A 21,983-nucleotide genomic window follows, 5' to 3' on the forward strand; every position below is an offset into this window, starting at 1 on the left:
TCCCGTTGCCGCGTCAGCCGCTCCGCGAGGGACTTGGGCGCGGGGCTCTCAGGAGCCTCGGCCGTGTGGCGCCGCGCACCCGACTGCGCAGTGCCGCGGCCGTGTTCACCACGATGTCGGCGCTCGCGGCGACCTCGCTGTTCGGCAGCACCTCGGTGGCCGAACCGTTCTCGGCCGAACCCTGCGCGCTGCGGCGCACCGGCGCCCACCACTCGGAGGGCCTGGACACCTGGAACGGCTCCTATCCGCGGCCGACCCGCCCGCTGGACGCGGTGATGATCTTCCTGTCCTTCCCGGACTCGGTCCCGCGGACCACCCCCGCCCAGCTCACCGCCGACCACTTTCCGGCCACCAGCCAGTTCTTCGCCCGCGCCTCCTACGGCAGGTTCACGCTCCGCCCGCATCCGCTGCGGCACTGGATCCGGATGCCGAAGCCGTCCACCACGTATGCGATAAGACGCGACTGGGACACCACGAGCCGGTCCTCCTATCTGCGGGACGCGCTCGCCGTCGCCGACCCGCAGGTCGACTTCTCGCGCTACGACATCGTCTACTTCGTCGCCGACCCCGACGCGCCGGGCGTGGACTCGGACGCCACGAAGGTCGTCAACCTCGACACCCCGCTGCGGGCGGACGGCACGGACCTGCGCCGGGTGGTGACCGTCTTCGAGAAGCACCCTCCGGACCGGCTGGTGCTCGCGCACGAGACAGGCCATGTGTTCGACCTGCCGGACCTCTACCACCGGCCGGTGGACGGCAAGGGGGACTGGGACACCTACGTCGGCGACTGGGACCTGATGGGCAGCCAGTTCGGACTCGCCCCGGATCTGTTCGCCTGGCACAAGTGGAAACTGGGCTGGCTGGATCCCCGCCAGGTGGTGTGCGTACGCGGGGCCGGACCGACCCGGCTGACCATCGAACCCCTGGCCGCGGGCCCCGGCGTCACCGTCCCCGGCGCCACCGGGGCCCCCGCGTTCGGCCTGGGGGGCGGCACCAAGCTCGCGGTGGTGCGCACCGGGGCCGACAACGCGCTCGCCTTCGAGGCGCGCGGCCCGCTCGGCAACGACAAGGCCGCCTGCAACTCGGGGGTCCTCGTCTACCGCGTGCACAGCGGCGCGGAGTCGGGCCGGGGCCCCATCGAGGTGATCGACGCCCATCCGCGCGGCGACGACTGCTGGGGAAGCTCCGTCTATCCGCCGCTCGCCGACGCGCCGGTGGGCCTGGGCGAGAGTTTCACGGTGCCGGGCGACCACGTACGGGTGACGGTGGAGGGACGCACGGCTTCCGGGGCCTGGACGGTGGAGATCGCCATGGGGGCCGCCCTGCGACGGTGACGCGGGGCGGCGGGGCGCGAGGCGGGGTGTTCTGCACCGGTGTCTTGAGGCCGTGTTCTGCGGCCGGATACGACGATGGGGCCCGTGGAAACCACGGACCCCATCACCTTCATCACGTGCGCCGCCAGGGACTCGAACCCCGGACCCGCTGATTAAGAGTCAGCTGCTCTAACCAACTGAGCTAGCGGCGCCTGCTGACGTCGTAGACATTAGCATCCTGGTCGGCGGGAGGAAAAATCGAAATCCGTACGGCCGCGCGAGCCGCCCGTACCGCCGCCCAGAACAGGATCTCGGGGCCCGGCAGCCAGGGGTGGCGGGTGTCCGGGGCGACCAGCCAGCGGGTGACGGCCCGGCTCGCCCCCGGGGCGGCCGGAGCGGAGACGGCCGGAGCGGCCGGGGCGGAGACGGCCGGAGCGGGCGTCGTGGGGGTGAGGGGCGGTACGGTCACCGCGTCGCCGCCGCCGTGGCACAGCAGCGGCGGAACGGAGTGCGTACGGCCGTCCCGGCGGCCGTGGGCCCCCCACTCCTCCCACTCCAGCAGGGAGGGCAGCCGCTGGGCCGTGCCGGGCGCCGCGAACAGCAGCATCCGCCCGCGGAAGACGGCCACCGGTCCGGAGCCCGGCCCCTCGTCCCAGAGCCGGTCGAGCATCCTGCGCCCGAAGATCGCGGGAGCGCTGACGATGTCGAAGACCGCCCCGCAGGGCAGCACGACCGGCGCGTGGGGCCGCTCGCGCCAGAAGGCGAGCGTGCTGCGCGGATACGTCCCGGCGGAGGCCAGCCAGTCGGCGCCGTCCGCGGTGACCCCCGAGACGTCGCAGCGGTCGCGGCCCGAGGCCGGCTCTTCCCGTGTGCTGCTCATGTCGCCCACATCTACCGGCTGTGAGCGGACGGCTTCCGAGGGTTGTCGGAAACCGGGACAAGAGGGGGTGGGGACGAGTATCTTGCCTGCCTGGCATATGCCGTGGGGGTGCCCGCGGGTACGGCCGCCGGTCAGACCGGGTCGACGTGCTCCCGGCCCTCGACGCCGCCGCGCATCAGGTCCCGGCCGAACTCGACCATCTTCTTCGCGTAGTCCTCGGTCCACTCGGCCCGCTCGGCGATGTCAGCCGCCGTGAGCCGGTCGAAGCGGCGAGGATCGGCCAGCTGGGCGGCGGCGAGGGCCTGGAACTCCACGGCCCGGTCGGCGGCCGCGCTGAACGCGAGCGCCAGCTCCGTCGCGCGGGCCAGCAGCGCCGCCGGATCGTCGATCGACTCCAGGTCGAAGAAGTGCTCCGGGTCGGCCGCCACCTCCGCGGGCTCGAAGAGCAGGGGCGCGGGGCGTAGCCGCGGTTCGTTGCGACGCGGCGTGGGCTCCGCCATGTCTTCTCCTCCTCGTACGGTTGCCGGTGCACCGCCCATCGGGTGGTCCACCCTCCATTCTCTCCCGGGGGCGCAAGGGCATGCCGGGACGGGCGACACCGCTCGAAGGCGCCGCACCCCGCACTCTCAAGCCTCTCTGCACCCGCGTTGTTCCCGCGCCTCCGCCGCGCCCCGGAGCGCCGTCCCACGGGCGTCCCGGCGGGCGAGGTGTCCGGTGCTGGTTGTCTGCCGGGCGCCCGGTGGGGTGGTCAGGGGCGCCAGGTGACCCGGTGTTCGGCCAGGCGGGCCAGGACCGCGTGGTTCGCCTCCCAGCCGTCCGGGGCTGTGCTCGTCGGCCGCCTCCGGCGGGTGGCGGTGTCGGTGTTGGTTGTCTGTCGGGCGCCCGGTGGGGTGGTCAGGGGCGCCAGGTGATCCGGTGTTCGGCCAGGCGGGCCAGTACGGCGTGGTTCGCCTCCCAGCCGTCCGGGGCTGTGCTCGTCGGCCGCCTCCGGCGGCGTGCCGGACGCCGTCCGGCGGGGTGGGGTGGTGTCCGGTGTTGGTTGTCTGCCGGGCGCCCGGTGGGGTGGTCAGGGGCGCCAGGTGACCCGGTGTTCGGCCAGGCGGGCCAGTACGGCGTGGTTCGCCTCCCAGCCGTCCGGGAACTTCACGAGGGTTCCCAGCTGGACCGGTTCCGTCGACGGATAGTCGTCCAGGAGGTCGCTCACCCCGGCGCGGCACACCACGATGCAGGCGTGGCGGTGGCGGGAGGCCAGGACGCACAGCCGACCCGTCTCCAGATGGAAGGCGGTGGCGTCGGGGCGGCCGGAGAGCGGGTGGAGCACCACCGTCACGTCGAACTCCCGGCCCTGGAGCCGGTTCGCCGTGTCCACGGTGACGTCCGCGACCCCCAGCTCGGCCAGCGCGGCCCGCACCGCCGCCGCCTGGTCCCGGTGCGCCGTACCGACGGCGATCCGGTCGGCGGTGAGGGGAGCGGCCGCGGAGGAGCGCTCCGAGGCCGCCTCGCCGCCCCGGTCCAGCAGCCGGCGGACCACCGTGGCCACCGCGCGCACCGCCTCCGGATCGGTGCGCGGGGTGTGCCGCGCGGGCAGTTCGAGCAGGCCCCAGCCCGACAGCGCGGCCTCGTCGATCACCCGGTCCGGGCCCGAGCCGTCCGACGGGACGGCGAAGGACAGCCGCCGGTCGCCGTGGTCCGTGCCGCTGCGGAACGGGGTGAACGGGTAGAAGGCGTCCGAGACCAGGGGCGCCGCCGAGGCCGGCAGCCGCCAGGACACCGGCAGCCGGTGCTGCGGCAGCTCGGGGTTGTGGGCCAGCAGGGTGGTCACCGCGGAGGCCGAGGGGTCGTACGACAGGCCCGCCCACTGCTCGCTGCCCACGAGCGCGAACGGGTCCAGCTGCCCGGGGTCGCCCACGAACAGCGCCCGCTCGAACAGTCCGGCCACGGCGAGCAGCGCGTCCGAGCGCATCTGGTAGGCCTCGTCGACGATCGCGTGCCGCCACGGTTCGTCGACCTTGACGTGGGCCCACTTGGCGGCGGTGGAGACGACCACCGGCAGCCCGGCGAGGTCGGCCGCCTTCGCCGACTTGCGGACCTGCGGCCACGCGTCCAGCGCCTTGTCGTACGGGTCGCCGTCGCTGCTGTGCAGCCGGCCGACCGGCAGGTCGGGGCTCTTCTCGGCGAGCCGGGAGACCAGGTCGTCGACCTGGGCGTTGGTCTGCGCGACGACCATCAGGGGATGGCCGGCGTCGGCGAGTTCCAGCGCGGCGCGGACCACGAGCGTGGACTTGCCGGCACCCGGCGGGGAGTCGACGACGACCCCGCGATGGGTGCCCTGCACCGTGTCGCGCAGGATCGCCTCGGTGGCCCGCGCGGCGGCGGCACCGGGGTCGAAGGCGGCCTCGGTGATCACAGGACGTCCTCCTCGGTGACGGGGTCGGGGGCTTCCGGCAGGGCGGCGGTCTCACCGGGGGGCCCGCCGTGCGTCCACGGCGTGTGCTCCGGGTCGGGCAGCTTCGCGCCGCCGCGCTGGTCGTGCTCGAACAGGGTGAAGCAGATCAGGTCGCCCTTCTCCGGCACGGATCCGGCCTCGGGCTCCTTGCCGCGGCCCATCCGGTCGAGGATCCGCAGCACGAGCAGCCCCTCGTCCTCGTACCCGACGAACTCGGCCGTCTGCGGCTTCCCGCCCAGCGAGCGGTGCACCTTGACCCGGTCGCCCAGGTACGGGCGGTCGTCGGTGCACACCGTGACCAGCGGCCGCGGGCTGGGCCGCTTGCCCTCGCTGTACGCCATGACGACATCCGTGACCTCACCCGCGAACGCCTCCCCGGCCAGCCGCCGGCCCGCCATCACCAGCGGGTCGTCCAGGGCCTCCTGGGCCTCGAGACGAGCCTGTTCGCGCTCACGGGCGGCGAGCTTGCCGGCCGCGGTGACCGCGTCGTCGCGGCGCGGCTGCGGGGGCTCCCCGGCCAGCACCCGGTCGCGATGGGCGGTGAACGACCAGCGGTCGCGCGTCCACCGCTCCTCGACGTGCGCCCCCTCCGGCAGCGCGCGCAGCAGCTCCAGGCCGTCCCACACCTTGTCCCAGGTGGGCCGGGTGGCGTCGGCGACCAGGGCGCGGACCGCCCGCTCGGCGGCGGTCAGCTCACCGAGCCGGTCGTCCGCCTCCAGCCCGTCCTCGGCGGTGGCGAGGGCGGTGCGCGCGCGGTCGTAGCGCTCGATCGCGGGCGCGAGCAGCCTGTTGTCGAACGCCGGGTCGGTCGCCGGGCCCGCGGGCGGGCACAGCAGCTGCCCGTCCGCGTCACGGGCGAGTTCGGCGCGCAGCGCGGCCTCGGAGCCCGGGACGCCCTCCGGCGGGTCGATCCAGGCCAGCAGCGCGCCCAGGTGCTGGTCCTCCAGGCTGGACTGGCCGGTCGCCCAGTGCCGGCCCAGCACCTCGGTCAGGGCCAGCAGCAGCGCGGAGCCGGGCACCCGGGAGCGCTCCCCGAAGTGGGTCAGCCAGCGCCCCAGCAGCGGCACCCGCGGCGGCGCCGGATGCGGGGCCTCCGGATCCTGTTCGGCGGTGCGGCGAAAGCGCATGGAGCGCCCCAGCAGCCGTACGAAGTCCAGGCCGGCCCGGCTCGGCACGATCAGCTGGGGCGCGTCCGCGCACAGCTCGACCTCGACCTTGACCCGCTTGCCGGTCTCCGGGTCGGTCTCGTTGCGCTCGGCGGCCTCGACCGCGTCCGCGTACCCGTCGACGTAGGGAAGGACCACGTCGGCCAGCTCGGCCAGGAACACGAACCGCAGGTCGCGGTCGCGCGGCTGCGGCACGACGAGCAGGGTCGGCGCGTCCCGGTCGGTGCCGACCAGCGCGCCGAGCGGGGCACCGGCCTCGCCCGCGGTGACCAGCGGTACGAGGACCAGCGGCCGCTCGGACAGATGCCGGTGCCGCACGGTCGCGGTGGGCTGGGCGCGTCCGGTGGCGACGGCCTCCAGCCGGGCGAGAGTGGCGATCAGCGACAAGGAGCCGCCTCCTGACCGGATGCCTGGCCGACCACCTGACCGAGTACGTGATCGGACGTCTGGCCGAGTGCCTGACCGGATGCCTGGCCGAGTGTCCGACCGGACACCTCGCCGAGTGCCGGTCCGAAGGCCGTACCGAGCGCCTCGGCACGCAGCCGGTGGGCCCGGCGCAGTGCCGCCACCGCCGGGTCGGCCGGGTCGCCGGCCTCGCCGCGGGCCGCCGCGAGGACGTCCTCGACCGTCGCCAGACCGCCCAGGTCGGCCCGCACCGAGCGGCCCAGCGAGGTCACCGCGCCGTCCGCGCGGGAGCGGTCACGGCAGTGGAAGGCCAGCTCGCAGGCGGCCAGGCACTCGGGGGCGTACGCCGCGGGAACCGACTCGACGGCGGCCGTGAGTTCCTCGGCGGGCAGCTCGGGGGAGAAGCAGGCGCCCTCGGGGACGGCGTCGGCGATGTCCTGGAGGCGGGTGAGCCGGGCCAGCTGCCGACCGGTGACCGCGCGCTGTTTGCGCACGTCGACGGCCGATGCGGTGGGCAGGTTGGAGAAGTCCTTGGGGCACACCAGCAGGATCCGGTCGCGCACCCGCGGGACCGTCTCCAGCCGGGCGGCCACCGCCTCCAGCGCCAGCACGTACACCGCGGCCTGCCGAGCGGCCGCGCCGACCTTCGCCGGGTCCGCCGAGCCGTCCAGCATCGGGAAGGACTTGATCTCCACGACCGTCCAGCTGCCGTCCGGGTGCACCACCACCGCGTCCGGTTCGAGGAAGGCCGGGGAGCCCGCCACGTCGAGCGCGAGCATCGGATGGTCGAGCAGCGTCCAGACGCCCGGCGCCCCGGTGGCCTCGCGCAGCGCCAGCGCCGTCCGCGCGGTGCGGCCCTCGGGCCCGACGGCGGCCAGGTCGGGGGCGTGGACCCGGCCCGGCTCCGGCGGCGGGGTGGTCCGGTCCAGTCTCTCGTGCACCAGCCGCAGCAGCTCCGCGCCGCCGTCCGCCTTGACCCGGGCCTCGAAGGCGTTGCCGCGGGTGAAGGCGAACTGCGACTGGCCGAAGACCGACGGCGAGCCGAGCGCGCCCGCCAGCGCCGTCTTGTCCACACCGGCGCCGTCGAGGAGCGCGCGCCGTCTGCATCCGGGGTTGGCGGCGAGCGCCGCGAGGGCGCGCGCGTCCAGCGCCTTGGCCGCTACGTCCGGTCCGCGCAGCTCAGCGAGCCGCTGCCGGAGTGCCCTCGCCGGCGTCCGTGGGGGAGGCACCGGGCTCGGCTGCGGACCCGAGCCGCGCGTCGCGCTGCCGTGGAAATCGCTCACCCGGGGAAGTCTGGCATCCGGCACTGACAATCGGGGTGTCTGTGCCGGCAGAGGCTGCCGAGGCGGCCGGGAGCCGCGTCCCCCACCGGGTCGCCAGGGCCGTGCGGATCCGGTCCGCGAACCGCATCACCAGCGGGGTCAGCAGCAGTCCGACGCCCATCACGGCCGCGCCCGCGACCGCGTCGAGGAAGTAGTGGTTGGCGGTGCCCATCACCACGATCGTGGTGAACAGCGGGTAGATGATCCCGGCCGCCTTCGCCGTACGGGTGCCGCCGTGGCGCCAGAGCATGACCCCGCACCACAGCGCCCAGCCCACGTGCAGGCTCGGCATCGCGGCGTACTGGTTGGTCATGCCGCCCAGACCGCGCGGCGCGCTCGCCTCGCCGCCCCACCAGCCGTACGAGCTGTACTGGGCCATCGTGTCCACGAAGCCGTAGTCGGGCGACAGCAGCCGGGGTGGGCAGGTGGGCAGCAGGGTGAAGCCGATCAGGCCCAGGAAGGTCGAGGTCATCAGCCAGGTGCGGGCCGACCGGTAGAGCGCGGTGCGGGAGCGGAACAGCCAGACCAGGAGCACGGGCGTGATCAGGTAGTGCAGCGACGCGTACCAGAAGTCGGCCGGCACGCCGAGCCACGCCTCACGCGTGAACAGCCGGTTGAGCGGGTGCTCGGCGTTGATGCGCAGGAACTTCTCGATGCGCAGGATCGCCGTGCCGTGGTCGATCGCGCCGGATATGTCACCCCTGGCCAGGAGCCGGCCCGCGGAGTAACAGGCGTACACCAGCAGGATCAGCGGCAGCTCGGTCCACCAGCGCAGCCGGGTCCGAGGGGCCGCCTCGATGCGAGGTGCCTCCGTCTGCGGCATCCGATTCGCCCTTCCCCTCCGTCGTCCCTGATGCGCCCGGTGGCGCGGCCGTGACACTTTACGGCGTTCACACGCACCTGGCTCCGGGCCCCCGGCTCTCAAAGACGCAGCGGTCGCCCCTCGGGTTGCCCCCACCGGTGGTGAGCGATGATGGAGGAGATCGGAACGAAGACTTCCCGGAAGGTCGCTCATGGCACCGCGCATCCTGCTGGCCCGGCACGGACAGACGCAGTGGTCGCTGTCCGGCAAGCACACAGGCAGGACCGACGTCCCCCTCCTCGACGAGGGCCGGCGCGGTGCCGAACTGCTGGGCGAGCGGCTGCGCGGGGCGCCGTTCGACGGGCTGCCCGGTGCCGAGGTGCGCACCAGTCCCCTCGCGCGCGCGCGTGAGACCTGCGACCTCGCCGGCTTCGGCGACCGCGCGCGCACCTGGGACACGCTCATGGAGTGGGACTACGGCGCGTACGAGGGTATGACCCCGGCCGAGATCCAGGCCGTGCGGCCGGGCTGGCTGATCTGGCGTGACGGTGTGCCGCAGGGCGAGAGCCTGGCGCAGGTGACCGCGCGCGCGGACGAGGTGGTCTCCTGGGCGCGGGAGGAGGACCGGGACGTGCTGGTCTTCGCCCACGGACACATCCTGCGGTCGATCGGCGCCCGCTGGCTGGGACTGCCGATCGCGTTCGCGGCGCGGATCCGGCTGAACCCGACGTCGCTGTCCGCGCTCGGCTGGGCGTACGGGGAACCCGCGATCGAGAGCTGGAACGACCTGGGGCACCTGGCGGCCGCCTGAGCGCGGTGCGGGGCGCTCACGGCCTGCGGGGCGCTCACGGCGCGCTCACGGCGTGCAGGGCGCTCACGGTGTGCGGGGGCGGCCGGCGTGGCGTTCCAGGAAGGCCGAGACCCCAGAGGCCCGCCGGTGCGGCAGCAGCACCCGCGCGGTGCCCGCCAGCATCGTCTGGATGCGCGAGGACTGGACCTCGTCCAGCAGGTCCAGCACGCGCATCCCGGCCGTGGCCGCCTCGTCGGGGCGGCCGCCGCGGGCGAGGTCGTCGGCGAGCTCGGCCGTGTACAGGGCGATGTTCCGGGTGAAGTGCGGGTCCTGGAGCCGGGCCGCCTGCCGGGCGTGCCGGGCCGCCCGCTCCCAGTCGCCCAGCGTGGACCAGCACTGGGCCTCCAGGCCCTCCAGCTCCGCCTCCCCGTAGAAACTCATCCATTCGGGGTCGGCGTCGCAGGGGCCCCGCTCGTAGAGGGCCTGGGCCCGCACCAGGGCCTGCTCGCAGCCGGTGCGGTCGGCGAGACCCGCCCAGCCGCCCGCCTCACGCAGCGCGAGCAGCGACATCAGCCGGGCCGAGCCCAGCGGGCGGGCCACCCGCTGGGCGGCCTGTGCGGCCCGTACCGCCTCCCGGGGGCGGCCCGAGTCGCGGGCGAGGAAGGCCGTGTTGCAGAAGGCGTGCGCCTCCAGCGCCGGGTCGTCGGTCACCCGGGCGGTGGCGAGCGCCTCCGCGTAGTGCGAGCGGGCGTCGTCGTATCTGCCCGAGTCGTGGGCCAGCCAGCCCACGGAGATGGCCAGTTCACCGGCGCCCGAGTGGAGCCGGTCGACGGTCGCCTGCCGGGTCGCGCCGGCGTCCAGCAGCGCGTACGCGGTGCGCAGCGGGGCCGCCGCGCGCCGGTAGAGACCGTCGGCGCCGTGCCGGTCGTCGAGCAGCCGGATGCGGCGGACCGCCTCTTCCAGGGCGCTCGCCTCGCGGACGCCGGGACGCCGGGACGGACGGTCCGCCGCCACTGCGTCGTGCGGGAGCCCCAGGGGGGCCAGTGAGGCGGCCGCCACGGTGGCGCCCCCGCGGGTCATGAATGCGCGACGCAGCACGTCGCTCTCCTCGTGGTCGTGGTGCGTTTCGTACGGGTCCTGCGGGTCCTGCGTTTCATACGGCTCGTACGCCTCGTGCGTCTCACCGGTGGTGTACGCCGGGCTCATGAAGTGAGCCGGGGGCGCCTCCCCGTCAGCCCGCGCCGACCGTCCGCGGACGGCCGAACGGGGAACGAAGCCGAGGTCGGTGAGCGTGCGGCCGGGGAACATGTGCAGGAACACCCGTTCGTACGCGTAGTTGGGGCAGCGGATCTCGCCCGCCTCCACCCGGCCGATGTAGCGGGCGTCACAGCTGACCTGCTCGCCGATCTCGCGAGCGGCCCGCCGCACCAGCGCGGCGAACTCGCCCGGTGAACGGTGTCCGCGTATCCGCCGGAAGGCGAGATTGGGCCGCGCGGGCCGGTTGGGCTGGGACGAGGTCACCATTGACGACGTCATGGCCGGGTCCTCTCGTGCGAACCGTCGAACCATGCCGGATTGGGGGTGAGTTGTCCGTGTGCCACCCTGTTTCCGGCGGGCAAGAAGGTACCTGCTGTGGTCGACCCGCCACGCAGTGTTTGGCTACAAATCGGATATCTCATCCACGATCCGCCATGAACTGCCATCCTTTGCGGCTGAATTCCGCCGTAGCCCTTGACGCCGTGCCGCGTTGAACCGCCCGAACTGCAAGAAGGTTCTGTGGTGGAGGCCGGGATGGGGACGAGCCAAAGCGTCGGTCCTTGTACGACGGTGACGCCGATCGCGTCGGCGGCCGCGGTGACGGCGGTGACCGCGGTTGCGTCGGCGGCCGCGGTGGTGACGGCGGCCGCGGTGGTGACGGCCGCGGTGACGGCGGAGCAGGTCCCGCCCCCGGAGTGCGGCGGGCCGCCCGACAGGGCCGACGGGTGCGACCTCGTCACGGTGCCGGCCCGCCAGGGACTGGAGGCGGTCGACATCCTGCGCCGGGCGGACGTGGACGCGGTGGGGCCCGTGCTGCACGACGACGGGTGCGACACGCTCGGCTTCCTCGTGCCGCCCGGCACCGCGGCCGCGTGGGACGTCCCCGGCAGCGTCTGTACGCAGACCGACGGGCGGGGGCTGCGGCTCGACCCCGAGCCGCCGGTCGAGGGCTCGGACTGGCTGCTGCCGCCGGGCGAGGCGGAGCTCGCCACCGATCCGGCGGTGCTGCGGCGGGCCCTGGACGAGGCGGCCCGGCTCATCGAGGCGGCCGACAGCCGCCGCTGAGCGAGCACGGCAGCCGTCGAACGGGCACGGCCGCCGCTTGCGCGGGTACGGTCGCCGCCGGACGGGTCGGCAGCGGCGTCGGGCGGGCCGTCGGCCGCGGCTGAGCGGCACGGGGGCCGGGCGCTTGCGAGAATGACCCCATGGGAAAGTCCAGGAACCTCCGGCGGCGGCCGGACGCCGACGACGCCGTCGTCGAGCCCGTCGACGGCGGGCTCGCCGAGCTGATACGCGACCGGGACCGGGCGCGGGCCTGGACCCTGTTGATCGACGGCGCCCCGCAGTCGCACGTCGACCTGGACGACCCCGGGTACCTCTCCTTCGAGTACCAGCGCCGCCTCGGCCATGTCATCGACCTGGTCGCGCCGCCCGCCCGGCCCGTGCACGCCGTGCACCTCGGCGGCGGCGCCCTCACGCTCGCCCGGTATGTCGCCGCGACCCGCCCCCGCTCCACCCAGCAGGTCGTCGAGCGCGACGCGGCCCTCGTGCAACTGGTGCGCCGTGAGCTCCCGTTGGCGGCCAACGCGCGGATACGGGTGCGCTCCGCGGACGCCCGGGAAGGGCTCGCCAAGGTGCCGGACGGCTGGGCCGACCTCGTCATCGCCGATGTGTTCAGCGGCGCCCGCACCCCCGCCCACCTGACCTCGACCGAGTTCCTCGACGAGGTGCGCAGGGCGCTCAGGCCCGGCGGGCTCTACGCCGCCAACCTGGCCGACGGGCCGCCGCTGGCGCATCTGCGCGGCCAGATCGCCACGGCAGCCGCCCGCTTCGGTGAACTCGCCCTGGTCGCCGATCCGACGGTGCTGCGCGGCAAGCGGTTCGGCAACGCGGTGCTGGTCGCCTCCGACCTGCCGCTGCCCGTCGCCGAACTGACCCGCCGGGCGGCCTCGGATCCGCACCCGGGCCGGGTCGAACACGGCCGCGCGCTCACCGACTTCGCCGGCGGCGCCGTGGCGGTGACGGACGCGGCGGCGGTCGCGTCCCCCGCCCCGCCGCCCTCGGTCTTCCGGTAGCGCCCGGCCCGGGGACCAGGCCGGGGACCCGCCCGGGGGACCGGCCCGGAGCCCGGGGCGGACCGTCGTCCGGACCCGTGTGCGGACCCGTGCAAACCCGTCCGGCTCAGTACGTGACGACCTGCACCTGGGGCGGCCCGTCGTGCCAGGTGCAGAACACCGACACCCGGTCCGTGCCCGCGCTGAACTCCACCCGGATCCAGGTCTCCGTCTTGAACACCTGCATCGACCAGCCGGAGGCCGGGGTCGCCGACACCAGCGTCGCGTAGGTGTCGGCGATGTCGAAGACCGAGCGGCCGCCCTTGGTGTCGTAGCTCTTGATCCGGCTGTCGGCCGTGGCCGTGGCCGAGACGGCGGACGGGCCGGTGCTCGGCTCCGCCGTCGCGGACTTCGAGGGCGACGGCGTGGCAGTCGGGGCGGTCGGTGCGGCCGATCCGGTGGGCTCGGCCGACGGGGTCCGCGAAGCGGCCGCCCGGTGGGTCGACGAGGCCAGCGGCCTCGACCGCTGCATGGTCGGGTCGGCCGCGGCGATGGGCAGGGCGCGCGGCGGGTCGTAGGCCGTGCCCGTCATCACCGTGTGGACGCCCCACCATGACAGCGTGACCGCCGCGCCCGTGGCGAGCAGCCAGGCCAGTACGTGTACAAGTCCTCTGCGCATCGCGGGCCATACTGCCTCACCCGTCCCACCGGCCGCACGCGGTCGAAGTTATCCACAGGCGCCGATCGGTGTCGCCCGGATGGCGTACGGTGCGGCGCATGGCAAGTGTGCTCGTGGTCGAGGACGATCAGTTCGTCCGCTCGGCGCTCATCCGGCATCTCACCGAAGCGGCCCATGTGGTGCGCAGTGTCGGCACCGCGCTGGAAGCGCTGCGCGAGGTCGCTCATTTCCGTTTCGACGTGGTCATCCTGGACCTCGGCCTGCCCGATCTCGACGGGTCGGAGGCCTTGAAGATGCTGCGCGGCATCACCGACGTCCCCGTGATCATCGCCACCGCCCGGGACGACGAGGCGGAGATCGTACGGCTGTTGAACGCCGGGGCGGACGACTATCTCACCAAGCCGTTCTCGGTCGAGCACCTCTCGGCGCGGATGGCCGCGGTGCTGCGCCGGTCCCGTGCCGTCGCCGCGGACACTCCGCCGTCCACCGTCATCCGGGTCGGCGGACTGACCGTCGACCCGCTGCGCCGCCAGGCCGAACTGGACGGCGCCCGGCTCGACCTGACCCGTCGTGAGTTCGACCTGCTCGCCTTCCTGGCCGGCCGGCCAGGAGTCGTCGTACCCCGCAGGGAACTGCTCGCCGAGGTCTGGCAGCAGTCGTACGGCGACGACCAGACCATAGACGTCCATCTCTCCTGGCTGCGGCGGAAGCTGGGCGAGACGGCGGCGCGGCCCCGCTATCTGCACACGCTGCGGGGCGTCGGCGTCAAGCTGGAGCCGCCCGTGGAGCCGGTCCGATGAGGTGGGCGCTGGTCAGGGTGTGCCTGGCGGTCACCACGATGGTCGTGATCGCCTTCGCCGTGCCGCTGGGGCTGGTCATCAAGGAGATGGCCCGCGACCGCGCGTTCTCCAACGCGGAGCGGGAGGCCGCGGCGATCGTCCCGGCGCTGTCCATCACCACCGACCGCGACGAGCTGGAGCGCGTCATCGCCTCCGCGGGCTCCGACGCCGGGATGGCCGTGCACATACCCGCGGTCGACGGCCAGGCGGCCGTCGAACTCGGCCGGCAGCGCGCCGCCGACGGGGACATCGCGATGGTGCGCAGGCTGGGCCGGGTCTCCACCACCGAGGTGCGCGGCGGCTCCATCCTGCTCCAGCCGGTCGCGCTGAGCTCCGGCGCGATGGCCGTGGTCGAGGTGTACGTCCCCGAGTCCGAGGTCAGCAACGGCGTCGGCACGGCCTGGGCGGTGCTCGCCGGGGTCGGCGCCGCCCTGGTCGTCGGCTCGGTCGCGGTCGCCGACCGGCTGGGCGTCCGGATGGTGCAGCCCGCCGAGCGGCTCGCCGACGGCGCGCACGAACTCGGCGAGGGGCGGCTCGGCGCCCGGGTGCCGGAGGAGGGGCCGACCGAACTGCGGCTGGCGGCGGTCGCGTTCAACTCCATGGCCGACCAGGTCGTCCAACTGCTCGCCAACGAGCGGGAGCTGGCCGCCGACCTGTCCCACCGGCTGCGCACCCCGCTGACCGTGCTGCGGCTCAACGCGGCCTCGCTCGGCGAGGGACCGGCCGCCGAGCAGACCCGGGCGGCCGTCGCGCAGCTGGAGCGCGAGGTCGACACCATCATCCGCACGGCCCGCGAGGCCAAGCCGCAGACCGTGGCGGCGGGCCTCGGCGCGGGGTGCGACGCGGGCGAGGTGGTGCGTGAGCGGATGAAGTTCTGGTCGGCGCTGGCGGAGGACGAGGGCCGCAAGGTGCGGGTGGCCGTGGCCGACCACCCGGTGCGCATACCCGTGGCCCGCGCGGACCTGGCGGCGTCGTTGGACGCGCTGCTCGGCAACATCTTCCGCCACACCCCCGAGGGCACGGCCTTCGCGGTCGACGTGCACAACGGCGAGGACGCGGTGATCGTGCTGGTCTCGGACGCGGGGCCCGGCATCCCGGACCCAGAGGCGGCTATGGCCCGCGGGCGGGGATCGGGCAACGACGGCTCGACCGGGCTCGGCCTGGACATCGTGCGGCGGCTCGCGGAGTCGACGGGCGGCGACGTACGGATCGGCTCCTCGGTGCTCGGCGGCACGGAGGTGCGGATCTGGATCCAGCTGGACGGGCGCGTGCCCGAGCGCGGCGGGCACCGCGGGAGGGTCCGGCGGCGCAGACGAGGCCTGAAGGTCCGCTGAATCCGGCTCGTCCGCCCCTTCCTTTAACCGTCTCCGATGCCTTCCTTAAGCGCACCCTAAGATCTCCAACAGCCCTCCGGATAAAGCGGTTTGCCCGATTCCGGATCGCTAGCGTGCTGCCACGGCCCAGGTCTGGGACGCCCCCCCGTGAGCAGTGAGTGAAGGCAGGCACGCGATGAGCACGCACCGGCGCAGAATCAGTGGCAGGAACAAGGCGATCGGCGGAGCGGTCGCCGCGGCCGTGATCGGTGGCGGCGCCATCGTCCTCAGCGGCGTCGCGAGCGCGGCCGGCATCGGCGCCGCCTACACCAAGACCAGCACCTGGTCGACGGGTTACACCGCGCAGTATGTCGTCACGAACAACAGCGGGCAGCAGGAGAAGACCTGGACCCTGGAGTTCGACCTGCCCGCGGGCACCAAGCTCAGCTCCCTGTGGGACGGGGAGTCGACCGTCAGCGGCCAGCACGTCACCGTCAAGCCGCCGAAGTGGGACACGGACGGACTGGCCGCCGGCGAGTCGGCCACCGTCGGCTTCGTGGTCAGCGGAAGCGGCGACCCGACCGGCTGTCTGATCGACGGCGCGAGCTGCTCCGTCGACACCGGCGCGACGCCGCAGCCGAGCGGCCGCCCGACCGAGACGGCGACCCCCACCGCGACCCCGACCGCGACCGCCGCCCCCACCAGGACGCCCACGCAGACCGCCACCCAGACCCCCACGGCGTCCCCCTCGCAGAGCACCGGCACGGGCACCGGCACGACGGCCGGCTTCGCCCCGTACGTCGACACCTCCCTCTACCCGGCCTACGACCTGCTGGCGAACGTCACGGCGACCGGCGTGAAGAACTACAACCTCGCCTTCGTCACCGACGGCGGCGGCTGCAACCCGAAGTTCGGCGGTGTGTCGGACCTGGCGAACGACGGCGTCGCGTCGCAGATCGGCGCGCTGCGCGCCAAGGGCGGTGACGTCCGGGTCTCCTTCGGCGGCGCGTCCGGCTCCGAACTGGCCACCACCTGCTCCTCGGCGGACGCGCTGGCGGCGGCGTACGGCAAGGCCGTGGACACCTTCAAGCTCACCAAGGTCGACTTCGACGTCGAGGGCGGTGCGCTGCCCAACACCACGGCGAACACGCGCCGGGCGCAGGCGATAGCCAAGCTCCAGAAGCAGCACCCGGGCCTGGACGTCTCCTTCACGCTCCCCGTCATGCCGGAGGGCCTCACCCAGGACGGCGTGAACCTGCTCGCCGACGCCAAGCAGAACGGCGTGGCCATCTCCACCGTCAACATCATGGCGATGGACTACGGACCGGCGTACAGCGGCGACATGGGCACGTACGCCGAGCAGGCCGCCACCGCCACCCAGGCCCAGATCAAGAGCGTGCTGAGCCTCTCCGACAGCGCGGCCTGGAAGGCGGTCGCCGTCACCCCGATGATCGGCGTCAACGACGTCGCCAGCGAGATCTTCAAGGTCGACGACGCCGCCCAGCTGGTCGCCTTCGCCAAGTCCAAGGGTCTGGGCGGGCTGTCCATGTGGTCCGCCACCCGTGACAAGCAGTGCGCGGGCGGCGCGAAGAACGTCGCGGACGCCACGTGCAGCTCGATCGCCCAGGGCGACTCCGCGTTCTCGAAGGCGTTCGCCGCCTTCAACTGACCCGAGTCGCATCTGACCCGAGCCGCATCCGATCCGAGCCACATCCAGGAAACGGGGTCGCGCGCCCCGGCCGGTTCCCACCCCCATCCGGCCGGGGCGCGCTTGTGTTCCGGACCGGCGGACGCCCCCTCCCCCGGGACGGGGGGCCTCCGCGGGCCCGGGGTCAGGCGCTCTCGACCTCCGGCAGCGAGCCTGTACGGGCCGCCTGCCCGTACCAGAGCGCGCTCGACTTCGGCGTACGCTCCAGCGTCGCGTAGTCCACGTACACCGCGCCGAAGCGCTTCTCGTAGCCGTACGCCCACTCGAAGTTGTCCATCAGGGACCACAGGTAGTAGCCGCGCACGTCGGCGCCGTCGGAGATGGCCCGGCGGACCGCCGAGAGGTGGCCGTGCAGGTAGGCGACGCGCTCGGGGTCGTGGACCCGGCCGTCCGGGTCCGGCTTGTCGTCGTAGGCCGCGCCGTTCTCCGTGATGTACAGGGGCAGCCCCGGGGCCTCCCGGTTGTACCGCATGATCAGCTCGTGCAGGCCGGTCGGGTCGATCGTCCAGCCCATCTCCGTGCGCTCGCCCGGGGTCTGGTGGAAGTCGACGTCCTCGGCGGCCGGCCAGGGCGAGTGCTCGCTGGCCCCGTGACCGTCCGCCCGCGCGCCCTGCCGGTCCGGCCGGGCGGCCGACACCAGGGTGGGCGTGTAGTAGTTCAGGCCCAGCGTGTCCAGCGGCTGGTTGATCTTCCGCAGGTCGCCGTCGAGGACGTACGACCAGTCCGTGACCGAAGAGGTCGCCGCCAGCAGGCTCTGCGGGTACGCGCCGTGCAGGATCGGGCCGTGGAAGACACCGTTGGCGAGGTCGTCGATCTTGCGGGCCGCGGCCAGGTCCGCCGGGTCCTGGGTGAGGGGCCTGACCACCGAGGAGTTGAGGCTGATCCCGACCGTGTTGCGGGCGGGCATCACCGAGCGCAGCGCCGTCGAGCCGAGGCCGTGCGCGAGGTTCAGGTGGTGGGCGGCGCGCAGCGACGCCTCCGGGTCCGTACGGCCGGGGGCGTGCACACCGGAGCCGTAGCCCAGGAAGGCGCTGCACCAGGGCTCGTTGAGGGTGATCCACTGCTCCACGCGGTCGCCGAGCGCCTCGCCGACGATCTGCGCGTACTCGGCGAAACGCAGCGCCGTGTCGCGCTCCGGCCAGCCGCCGGCGTCCTCCAGCTCCTGCGGGAGATCCCAGTGGTAGAGGGTGACGGCCGGCTTGATGTCATGGGCGAGCAGGTCGTCGACCAGGCGGCGGTAGAAGTCCAGGCCGACCTGGACCGCCGGACCCCGGCCGGTGGGCTGCACCCGTGACCAGGAGATCGAGAACCGGTACGCGCCCAGCCCCAGACCGGCCATGAGCTCCACGTCCTCGTGGAAGCGGTGGTAGTGGTCGACAGCGATGTCACCGTGGTCGCCACCGGCCGTCCTGCCCGGCGTATGACTGAAGGTGTCCCAGATCGAGGGAGTGCGGCCGCCCTCGCGCACCGCCCCCTCGATCTGGTAGGCGGAGGTCGCGGCGCCCCACAGGAAGGTGGGGGGAAAGGCCACGGGCGTAATGGGTTCAGGCATGGAAGCGCTCCCAAGGGAAGTCGGGGTGACCGACGGAAGGAAAAAGGGGAGGGGGCGGGCCGAAGGGGCCGGGGCGGCGGTGGCCCGGCCCCCTGGACGGCAGGGACGTCAGCCCTTGATCGCGCCCTGCATGATTCCGCCCACGATCTGCTTGCCGAACAGCAGGAAGGCGATCAGCAGCGGCAGCGTGCCGAGCAGCGCGCCCGCCATGATGACGGCCTGGTCGGGGATGTAACCGGTGCCCAGAGAGTTGAGGGCGACCTGGACCGTCGGCTCCTGCTGGTTCAGGGCGATGATCGGCCACAGGAAGTCGTTCCAGGCCATCACGAAGGTCAGCAGGCCGAGCACGGCCATCGCCGGGCGTGCCGCCGGGAAGACGACGTGCCACACCACGCGCAGACTGTTCGCGCCGTCGACCCGCGCCGCCTCGATCAGCTCGGAGGGCAGCGCCTGCACCAGGTACTGCCGCATGAAGAACGTACCGAAGGCGCTCACCAGGGTGGGCAGGATGACCGTCTGGAGCTGGTTGGACCAGCCCAGGTCGCTCATCCACAGATACAGCGGTACGACCGCCAGCTGCGGCGGGATCATCATCGTGCCGACGGTCAGCAGCAGCAGAAGACCGGAGAACTTGAAGCGCAGCTTGGCGAAGGCGAATCCGGCGAGCGTGGAGAACACGACCGTGCCGACGGTGATGGTCCCGGCCACGATCGTGGAGTTGATCATCGCGGTGCCGAGCCCGGCCTGGTCCCATGCGGCCTCGAGGTTCTTGAACAGGTTCGAGCCGAACCACAGCGGCGGCGGGGTCTGCGCCAGCCGCGTGTTGTTGCGCGAGGCCGCGATGGCCGTCCACACCAGCGGAGCGAGCGAGACCAGCGCGAAGACGGTCAGGACGATGTAGGTGACCGGACCCGCGTGCAACTGCTTGCCCGCGCCGAGCACCCGGCGGCGTCCGGGCTCCCGGACGCCCGCGGTTCCCTTCGGCTCCGCCTGGGAGACAGTCAGTTCAGTCGTGGTCATTGGGATTTCCTCAGCCGTCGGGTGACCAGCATGTTGATCGCGGCGACGATCAGCAGGATCAGGAACATCGTCCACGCGATCGCTGACGCCTTGCCGAGGTTGCCGATGCCCCAGCCCTGGTCGTACATGTACAGGCCGAGCGTCTGGTACTGGTGCGCGGAGCCGCCCTTCGAGCCGCTGACCCCGCCGAACAGGAGCGGTTCGCCGAACAGCTGCGTCGCGCCGATCGTGGACACGACCACCGTGAACAGGATCGTCGGCCGCAGCATGGGGATCGTCACATGGCGGAACTGCTGCCAGCGGCCGGCGCCGTCGAGCGCGGCCGACTCGTACAGGTCCGTGGGGATCGCCTGCATCGCCGCGAGGTAGATCAGCGCGTTGTAGCCGGTCCACCGCCAGATCACGATCGAGGAGACGGCGAACTGCGAACCCCAGTCCGACTCGCGCCAGTTGATCGGGTGGACCCCGACGAAGTGCAGCAGCCAGTTGATCATGCCGCCGTCCCACGAGTACAGCAGCGTGAAGACCAGCGTCGCCGCCGCCACCGAGGTGGCGTACGGGGTGAGCATCACGACCCGCCACACGGTCGAGCCGCGCAGCCGGTAGTTGAGCAGATGGGCGAGGCCGAGCGCCATGAGCAGCTGCGGCACCGTGGAGATCACACCGATGGTGAAGGTGTTCTCCAGGGCGTTCCAGAAGAACTCCGAGGACAGCAGGTTCTTGTAGTTGTCCAGGCCCGCCCAGGTCTGGTGGTCCAGACCGGAAAGCTGCACATTGTGCAGCGAGTACCAGGCCGTGTAGAGCAGCGGGAAGAGGCCGAAGGCCCCGAAGATGATGAAGAAGGGGGAGATGAATGCGTACGGCGCCGCCTTCATGTCCCAGCGGTACAGCCGGCTGCGCCAGGAATCCGGGCCCGGCGGCGGCGTACCCCGACCCTGAGCGCCCCGGGCCGCGCCCGGCTGTGAGCCGGGCGCGGCGTCGGCGCTCGTCGCGGTCTGCGCGAGAGCCTGCTTGGAGCTGGTCACTGGCCGAGCACGTCCTTGATCTCAGCCTTTGCCGCGTCCCAGCCCTGGGCCGGGGACTTGCCCTTCTGCTCGACCTGGAGGATGCCGACGTCGGTGATCGCGGTGCCGATCGGCTGGTCCTTGGTGCCGAAGTACTGGACCGGGATGGTCTTGGCCGAGTCGCCGAAGATCTGCGTGATCGGCGCGTTGGAGAAGTACTCCGTGGTGGCGGCGGCCGGCGTCAGGCTGCCGTACGCCGACGGGGTCGACGGGAAGCTGGCCTGCTTGGCGAAGACCTTCGCCTGCTGCTCGGGCGCGGTCAGCCACTTGGCCAGCTCGATGGCCTCCTTCTGGTGCTTGCCGGCCGTCGGGACACCGATGAACGAACCGCCCCAGTTGGCCGCGGTCGGCGCGGCCGCCACGTCCCACTTGCCCTTGCCCGAGTCACCGGACTTCTCCTGGATGTAGCCCATCATCCAGGCGGGGCAGGCCACGGTCGCGAACGAGCCCTTGGCGAAGCCCTGGTCCCACGTCGGGTCGAACTGCTTCAGCTTCGCCGACATGTTGCTGGTCGCCACGGTCATGGCGGCGTTCCAGGACTTCTTGACGCCCGTGGACTTGTCCCAGATGACGTTGCCGTCCTTGTCGTAGTACCGCTGGCTCTCGCCGCCGAGGGCCGCGTTGTAGACCGAGGAGGCGGAGTCCACGAACTTGGTGCCGCTCGGCGCCTTCTTCATGTACTGCTTGCCGAGGTCGACGTACTTGGCCCAGTCGCCCTTCCAGGACGCGGCGAGCTTGGTGCGGTCGGTCTCCAGACCGGCCTTCTCGAAGAGGTCCTTGCGGTAGCAGATAGCCATCGGGCCGATGTCGGTGCCGAGCGCGATGGTCTTGCCGTCCTTGGTGGTGGCCTGGGAGAGCTTCCAGTCCAGCCACTGCGACTTGTCGACCTCCTTGCCGAGGTCGACGAACTTGTCGGCCTGGGTCTGGACGGCCTCGGTGACGTTGCCGACCTCGATGGCCTGGATGTCGTCGGTGCCGGAGCCGGCCTGGAGCCGGGTGAGGGTCTTGGGCCAGTACACGTCGGTACGGGTGGTGACGTTCTCCTTGATGGAGATGTTCGGGTGGAGCTTCATGTACTCGTCGTAGAGGCCGGCCTGCTTGTAGCCGAAGACGCCGAAGGTGCCTATCGTCAGAGTGGTCTTGCCCTTGGCGTCTCCGCCACCGTTCGAGTTCGACGAGCTGTCGTCCGAGTCGCTGGAACAACCGGCCAGCAGCCCCGTAGCCAGCGCGGCGACGACCGTGAAGGCCATCATCCGGCGGGACCGGCGGGTACTCGTGCGCATAGCGTCCTCCTGTTGCCTGACGTGCCGACCCCCCGGCCAACTGCATTGGTGGCGCCCGTTGTTCTCGCTGCGGCTCGGGCGGGGAACGTG

At 72.8% G+C, this 21,983-nt stretch carries 19 protein-coding genes and 1 tRNA gene; 7 read left to right on the forward strand and 13 right to left on the reverse strand.

Annotated features, from left to right (window positions below):
• Window positions 1–113: 113 nt before the first annotated feature.
• A complete protein-coding gene (locus ACZ7OY_RS01055; RefSeq protein ID WP_471910340.1) occupies window positions 114–1,334 on the forward strand; it encodes a M6 family metalloprotease domain-containing protein in 1,221 nt (406 codons plus the stop codon).
• A gap of 117 nt (window positions 1,335–1,451) precedes the next feature.
• Here the strand turns inward: ACZ7OY_RS01055 and ACZ7OY_RS01060 are convergent.
• The 7 genes from ACZ7OY_RS01060 to ACZ7OY_RS01090 all read right to left on the reverse strand — a co-directional run bounded on the left by ACZ7OY_RS01060 (window position 1,452) and on the right by ACZ7OY_RS01090 (window position 8,355).
• Window positions 1,452–1,525, reverse strand: a tRNA-Lys gene (locus tag ACZ7OY_RS01060).
• The gene (locus ACZ7OY_RS01065; protein ID WP_471909434.1) at window positions 1,516–2,193 is read right to left on the reverse strand and encodes a bifunctional DNA primase/polymerase; all 678 of its coding nucleotides are present in this window, start codon (window positions 2,191–2,193) and stop codon (window positions 1,516–1,518) included. The genes ACZ7OY_RS01060 and ACZ7OY_RS01065 overlap by 10 nt, the downstream gene beginning before the upstream one ends.
• 131 nt (window positions 2,194–2,324) lie before the next feature.
• Entirely contained in the window at window positions 2,325–2,693 is a 369-nt protein-coding gene (locus tag ACZ7OY_RS01070; RefSeq protein WP_385528033.1) for a hypothetical protein, read from the reverse strand.
• A 566-nt stretch (window positions 2,694–3,259) separates the two neighbouring features.
• Window positions 3,260–4,597 (reverse strand): DEAD/DEAH box helicase family protein, encoded by a 1,338-nt coding sequence (locus ACZ7OY_RS01075; protein WP_471910341.1) that lies wholly within the window; start codon window positions 4,595–4,597, stop codon window positions 3,260–3,262.
• Window positions 4,597–6,192, reverse strand: a complete 1,596-nt coding sequence (locus ACZ7OY_RS01080) for a hypothetical protein (protein WP_471909435.1) — start codon at window positions 6,190–6,192, stop codon at window positions 4,597–4,599. Before ACZ7OY_RS01080 ends, ACZ7OY_RS01075 begins: the two co-directional genes overlap by 1 nt.
• Window positions 6,183–7,439: a hypothetical protein gene (locus tag ACZ7OY_RS01085; RefSeq protein ID WP_471909436.1), complete on the reverse strand. Its 1,257-nt coding sequence runs from the start codon at window positions 7,437–7,439 to the stop codon at window positions 6,183–6,185. The genes ACZ7OY_RS01080 and ACZ7OY_RS01085 overlap by 10 nt, the downstream gene beginning before the upstream one ends.
• Entirely contained in the window at window positions 7,390–8,355 is a 966-nt protein-coding gene (locus ACZ7OY_RS01090) for a phosphatase PAP2 family protein (protein WP_471909437.1), read from the reverse strand. The genes ACZ7OY_RS01085 and ACZ7OY_RS01090 overlap by 50 nt, the downstream gene beginning before the upstream one ends.
• Window positions 8,356–8,545: 190 nt before the next feature.
• On the opposite strand from ACZ7OY_RS01090, the gene ACZ7OY_RS01095 reads away from it, so the two are divergent.
• Entirely contained in the window at window positions 8,546–9,145 is a 600-nt protein-coding gene (locus ACZ7OY_RS01095) for a histidine phosphatase family protein (protein ID WP_471909438.1), read from the forward strand.
• A gap of 63 nt (window positions 9,146–9,208) precedes the next feature.
• Here the strand turns inward: ACZ7OY_RS01095 and ACZ7OY_RS01100 are convergent, their stop codons facing one another.
• The gene (locus ACZ7OY_RS01100; protein ID WP_471909439.1) at window positions 9,209–10,660 is read right to left on the reverse strand and encodes a hypothetical protein; all 1,452 of its coding nucleotides are present in this window, start codon (window positions 10,658–10,660) and stop codon (window positions 9,209–9,211) included.
• A 387-nt stretch (window positions 10,661–11,047) separates the two neighbouring features.
• On the opposite strand from ACZ7OY_RS01100, the gene ACZ7OY_RS01105 reads away from it, so the two are divergent.
• The gene (locus ACZ7OY_RS01105; RefSeq protein WP_471910342.1) at window positions 11,048–11,446 is read left to right on the forward strand and encodes a hypothetical protein; all 399 of its coding nucleotides are present in this window, start codon (window positions 11,048–11,050) and stop codon (window positions 11,444–11,446) included.
• Window positions 11,447–11,586: 140 nt separating this feature from the next.
• Window positions 11,587–12,456, forward strand: a complete 870-nt coding sequence (locus tag ACZ7OY_RS01110; RefSeq protein WP_471909440.1) for a spermidine synthase — start codon at window positions 11,587–11,589, stop codon at window positions 12,454–12,456.
• A 106-nt stretch (window positions 12,457–12,562) separates the two neighbouring features.
• On the opposite strand, the gene ACZ7OY_RS01115 is transcribed toward ACZ7OY_RS01110, so the two are convergent.
• Window positions 12,563–13,114: a hypothetical protein gene (locus tag ACZ7OY_RS01115; protein ID WP_471909441.1), complete on the reverse strand. Its 552-nt coding sequence runs from the start codon at window positions 13,112–13,114 to the stop codon at window positions 12,563–12,565.
• 98 nt (window positions 13,115–13,212) lie between these two features.
• On the opposite strand from ACZ7OY_RS01115, the gene ACZ7OY_RS01120 reads away from it, so the two are divergent.
• The 3 genes from ACZ7OY_RS01120 to ACZ7OY_RS01130 all read left to right on the forward strand — a co-directional run bounded on the left by ACZ7OY_RS01120 (window position 13,213) and on the right by ACZ7OY_RS01130 (window position 16,935).
• On the forward strand, window positions 13,213–13,914 hold the full coding sequence (locus ACZ7OY_RS01120; protein WP_351615785.1) for a response regulator transcription factor: 702 nt from the start codon (window positions 13,213–13,215) through the stop codon (window positions 13,912–13,914).
• Complete coding sequence (locus tag ACZ7OY_RS01125; RefSeq protein WP_471909442.1) at window positions 13,911–15,287, forward strand: sensor histidine kinase; 1,377 nt, start codon at window positions 13,911–13,913, stop codon at window positions 15,285–15,287. Before ACZ7OY_RS01120 ends, ACZ7OY_RS01125 begins: the two co-directional genes overlap by 4 nt.
• A gap of 175 nt (window positions 15,288–15,462) precedes the next feature.
• Window positions 15,463–16,935: a glycoside hydrolase family 18 protein gene (locus ACZ7OY_RS01130; protein WP_471909443.1), complete on the forward strand. Its 1,473-nt coding sequence runs from the start codon at window positions 15,463–15,465 to the stop codon at window positions 16,933–16,935.
• Between the two features lie 163 nt (window positions 16,936–17,098).
• Here ACZ7OY_RS01130 and ACZ7OY_RS01135 read toward each other — a convergent pair whose 3' ends face one another.
• From ACZ7OY_RS01135 to ACZ7OY_RS01150, 4 genes are all read right to left on the reverse strand, one after another.
• Window positions 17,099–18,526, reverse strand: coding sequence for a GH1 family beta-glucosidase (locus ACZ7OY_RS01135; protein WP_471909444.1), 1,428 nt, complete (start codon window positions 18,524–18,526; stop codon window positions 17,099–17,101).
• A gap of 108 nt (window positions 18,527–18,634) precedes the next feature.
• Window positions 18,635–19,546 carry a carbohydrate ABC transporter permease gene (locus ACZ7OY_RS01140; protein ID WP_351621803.1) on the reverse strand — a complete coding sequence of 304 codons (912 nt, stop codon included), beginning with the start codon at window positions 19,544–19,546 and terminating at the stop codon, window positions 18,635–18,637.
• Window positions 19,543–20,571: a carbohydrate ABC transporter permease gene (locus ACZ7OY_RS01145; RefSeq protein ID WP_392611011.1), complete on the reverse strand. Its 1,029-nt coding sequence runs from the start codon at window positions 20,569–20,571 to the stop codon at window positions 19,543–19,545. Before ACZ7OY_RS01145 ends, ACZ7OY_RS01140 begins: the two co-directional genes overlap by 4 nt.
• A complete protein-coding gene (locus ACZ7OY_RS01150) occupies window positions 20,568–21,893 on the reverse strand; it encodes an ABC transporter substrate-binding protein (protein ID WP_471909445.1) in 1,326 nt (441 codons plus the stop codon). The genes ACZ7OY_RS01145 and ACZ7OY_RS01150 overlap by 4 nt, the downstream gene beginning before the upstream one ends.
• Window positions 21,894–21,983 lie beyond the last annotated feature (90 nt).

It is taken from the genome of Streptomyces sp. NPDC107559 (genome assembly GCF_055657365.1).